Below are 4,320 nucleotides of genomic sequence, written 5' to 3' on the forward strand. Positions count from 1 at the left end.
GGAGTTGTAGACGGGTGATGTTGCACGGTCTTGCCGGTTAAGGCGGACCGTGCTTCTTTTTACGTTGCCGGTTTCGGTAGGGGGCGGGCGGTAATCAGCGAGTCGCGTGCCGGGCTCGCGAAGCTGGAAGGGTCGTGGCCAACCCGCTGCAGCTGGACGAGCTGTCGGCAACGCTGTCGGAGGTGACCGGCGTGCCCGGTGTGGCGGTGCAGGCGGAGGAACAGGAAAGGAAACGTGATGGGATGCTGGGCGGCCGTGCAATGCCAGTCCACGTGCGGGCTACATTCCTGAAATCGTGCGAAGAGGCGCTGGCGGCGATCCATGCCGCGTACGATGCCGGCAACGCGGCCCGGATACTCGCCGAGTTGCATTCGTTGCGGGGCGCGCTAAATGTGTTTGGATACCGCACGCTTGCAGAGCAGTGCGCTCAAATGGAAGTCGCGATATCGAAGGAGGGTATCGGGGCGGCGCAGAACATGATTGATGCTTTCGATAGCCAGTTGAGTACCACTATGCTGACTTGATCCACTTGAAGTTCAAGGCCTTCATCGTCGGCGCGCTGCACAGCTTCTTCATCCGTGTATTCCTGATGCCGCAGCCGCCATAAGCCTGCACGCAGGCCGCTCTCGCGGGTTTATTGCATCGCGCGGGGCCAGGATAAAAGACGGTGTGCGTCGCACAAACATTCGTGCAGTCATGCTACTCGTTGGCACGATTAGTAATACTGGTCATATTGACATTTGTTGGGATCATCTTCCATGTAGCGACGCAATCCGGATTCGTGCTTCTTGAGCAAGGTTCTTGCTGGAAAAACGCGGGCAGACATGCTAAGGTTAACTTCGAAAAGGAGTGGTAGTTCAGTTGGTTAGAATACCGGCCTGTCACGCCGGGGGTCGCGGGTTCGAGTCCCGTCCACTCCGCCAACATCTCAAGAAAGTCGTCAACCTTTTCGCGGGCTACTTACTAAGCCGAAACAAAGTAACCGGACATGGGTCAAGCCGCGTAGCGGACTGACGGATGTTGAAACATGGATCGGACCAAGGCTGGAATCTTCTGCAACGAGCGCAGAACCGCTCGAACACGCTGCTTGAGATGCCCGGGACCTTTGATGGCAAGCTTGCCGATCCTGTGATGTTTGAGATAACCCCATACCAGCTCGTCCGGGTTCAGGTCTGGCGAGTAAGCAGGAAGGAAGAACAGACAAAGGCGCCCATTCGATTCCGCGGCAAGCTGCCGGATCGCTTTGCAACGATGTACCGGATGACCATCGGCAATCAGGAAGACAGGCGCATCGGCGGTGAGCATCAGCCGTTTGACGAAGTCGACGTACACGGGGATCTTGAAGCTGCCTTCGAAACACATGAATCGAAGTTGGCCACGCGGGCTGATCGCGGAGATCAGGTTCACCTTGAAGCGCGCGCCAGTGACTTCGACTACCGGGGTTTGACCGACCGGTGCCCAGGTCGTGCCGCTGTGATAGTCCGATCGCACCGTCGATTCGTCGACGAAGAAGATCTGTGCCCCGCAGCGTTTGGCCTGCCCGACAATGGCCGGGTATTCGTCGCGCATCCACGACTCGACCAGTTCAGGGTCGCGTTGGTACGCACGCACGAGCGGCCGCTGGGGTGAAAGCCCGAGCTTGCGCAGCAGTCGACCGACCGACACCTCGGAGAGCCTGACGTTGAAATGTTCGCGAATCAACTCCCGCACCATGTCTCGCGTCCACAATGCAAACTCGAACTTCATCTGCATGGGGTTCTTCGTTGTGACCGTCTGATAGACGAAGCGGATAGCCTCGGACGGCAGCTTCATCGGTCGACCAGGGATTGCCTTGGCTCGCAACGCCTCGATCCCCCCTTCACGCCATGCCGCCAGCCACTCGTAAATACGCGCCCTCGAGAATCCGAGCGTGCGGATCACGTCCTCCGGCGACTCGCCAGCTTCGACGCGCTTGACCGCCCGGATACGGATCTCTTCAAGCGTTGCGTGTGAAAGCTGCCGGCCGTCGTCCTCGCGCATCTCGCCTCTCCCTAAGCCCTTTAAAGCTTAGACCATGGCGTCGATTTATGTTCGCTTATTTATGCACTAGTTAGTAAGTGCCCAAACGCGTCGAGACTCATCACGTTTCGACGTAGGGCATCGTCGGTTCTGTTGTATCTGCTACGCAGGCAGCGAGGTTGCAACGTGCCGGGCGGGAATAGCTGATCGGATCGTCAAGGTGCCTCCACCATCCCCCTGCTGACCATCATTCCGTACATCTTCGCTTGCCCCGATCGGGGCTGCGATACCCAACAGCCCACGCCCGGCAACACAACACGCTGCCACGGCCGCCATTTCGTATGCTGGCGATTGACAGAGCAGACGGTGAATCCGGCTGTGGCGATGGCGGCGTTGCACAGACACCCGCCCAACATTCCTACCTGTCGGGCAGATGAGTGGTCCTCATCGTGGCACAACCCGTCCCTGTGTCTGCTCCACTATTTAATGCTTATCGCGCGGTCTGGTTGCGGAACGGCCAGCGTCCATTCCGTTCTTTCGCGTGATGTGGCTGCTGCCTGATCTCGACCGTGATACCGCGGCCCCGTGCATCGACGATGAACGCGTCGATCAGGTCGCGCACATCGTGATCGATGTAGTCGGCACGGTCGTGTCGATGATAACGGCCGATTGGTCAGGAATCTGCCACAGGTAGTGCTTGACCTTCACCTTGCCGACAAATGACACATCCTTGCGGAAAGACAGCAGGTAGTGGTCGTCTTGCTGCGCAAACATAACGGGGTCACGCAAATTCGCACACGCGACCATGAGGACAACGACCGCGAGTCCGAGCGCGATGCCGAACAGGAGATCCACGGCGAGCACGCCGATTATCGTCGCGATGAACGGTGCGAATGCACCTGGTCCCTGTTTCGCAACGGACAGGAACAAACTCGGTTTGGCGAGCTTGATGCCGGTATGGATGAGGATCGCGGCAAGACTTGCCAGGGGGATCTGGTTAATCAGGCCGGTGAGTGCAAACACGCTGACTAGCAGCAGTATGCCGTGCACGATGGCGGACACGCGGCTCTGTGCACCTGCATTGACGTTCGCCGAGCTGCGCACGATTACCGACGTGATCGGCAGGCCGCCTATTGCTCCTGCAATCAGATTGCCCACGCCTTGCGTTTTCAGCTCCCGGTCTGGCAGAGTCGGGCGGCGCTTCGGATCGATCTGTTTGACGGCTTCCAGGCTCAGCAGCGTCTCGAGACTTCCGACGACCGCCAGCGTCAACGCGACGCGCCAGATGTCGGGGTTCAGTAGTTGCGCGAAATTCGGCCCGAGATCAGCGCTCTTGATTGCGGCGCTGAGAGCAGCCATCGAGGCGAGCTCGGGCAGGGCGACACGGTGTTCGGCGGCCGAGGCGAGGCTTGGGGACAGCATGTCAAGCAACAGCGTCGCGGCAATGCCGAGCAGCACAACGGCGAGCGGCGCAGGGACTAGGCGCACAAGCCTGAAGCGTCGCAGCGCTCGGGTTTCCCAACTGGCTAGCAGGACGAGTGACACCGTCGCGACGGCGAAGGCGGTTAGTGCGCGGAGGCTGAATGGCATGTTGCCGACGGGCGTATCAAGGTCACCTGCCATGCCTAACGCGAACGGCACCTGCTTGACGATCAGCAATATGCCAATGGCGGCAAGCATACCCTTGATAACGGGCGAAGGCACATGTGCGGCCACTCGGCCTGCCTTCACCATTCCGAAGCCAAATTGAATGACGCCGGACAGTAGCACGGCGAGCAGAAAGGCCGAGAAGCTGCCGAGGCGCGCAATGCCTTCGACGAATGACGACGAGGCCCGCCGCCGGTCCACTGACGGAGAGTGGCGAGCCGCTCAGAACCGCGACGACGAGGCCGCCGATGATGCCGGACACAAGGCCTGCGAAGGGCTCAACACCAGATGCATTGGCAATACCTAGGCACAGCGGCAGCGCGACAAGAAAGACAACGACACCCGCAATCAGGTCGCGTGGGAGCGTTGAGAGTGACGCTCGTAGATTCATGATGGACGGAAAAGAGGAGTGTGATTTGGAGGGCGATTCATTGTGGTGGATCAGCCTGCGTTCTTATGTGGTGTGTCCTGGTGGGTGCTACCTGCGGAATAGCCAGAGTCGAGTTCCTCGATGCGGCCATCGGTGAGAGAAAAGATCCAGCCGTGCACTAGGGAAACGCTGATTAATGGAACTCGGCGGTCATCGCTCACGTAGCCGAAGACGTTATAGAAGGCAGCTCACAGAACGGACTCACGAGGATGAAGAGGCAGATCGGCTTCGCGGAAGCGGAAATT

General features: G+C 59.2%; 2 protein-coding genes, 1 tRNA gene and 1 pseudogene. 2 read left to right on the forward strand and 2 right to left on the reverse strand.

What is annotated here, in order from left to right; genetic code table 11:
* The first annotated feature begins 134 nt into the window (after positions 1-134).
* Both F6X37_RS35260 and F6X37_RS35265 read left to right on the forward strand, forming a co-directional pair.
* Positions 135-524, forward strand: a complete 390-nt coding sequence (locus tag F6X37_RS35260; protein WP_187614607.1) for an Hpt domain-containing protein — start codon at positions 135-137, stop codon at positions 522-524.
* A 322-nt stretch (positions 525-846) separates the two neighbouring features.
* Positions 847-923: transfer RNA gene (locus tag F6X37_RS35265), tRNA-Asp, on the forward strand.
* A gap of 70 nt (positions 924-993) precedes the next feature.
* On the opposite strand, the gene F6X37_RS35270 is transcribed toward F6X37_RS35265, so the two are convergent.
* Together F6X37_RS35270 and F6X37_RS35275 are read right to left on the reverse strand one after the other, a co-directional pair.
* Positions 994-2,019, reverse strand: a complete 1,026-nt coding sequence (locus tag F6X37_RS35270; protein WP_187614608.1) for an IS630 family transposase — start codon at positions 2,017-2,019, stop codon at positions 994-996.
* 469 nt (positions 2,020-2,488) lie between these two features.
* Positions 2,489-4,036, reverse strand: a pseudogene (locus F6X37_RS35275) (SulP family inorganic anion transporter).
* Positions 4,037-4,320 lie beyond the last annotated feature (284 nt).

The organism is Paraburkholderia sp. 31.1 (assembly GCF_014397645.1).
In the GTDB taxonomy this organism is placed as follows: domain Bacteria; phylum Pseudomonadota; class Gammaproteobacteria; order Burkholderiales; family Burkholderiaceae; genus Paraburkholderia; species Paraburkholderia tuberum.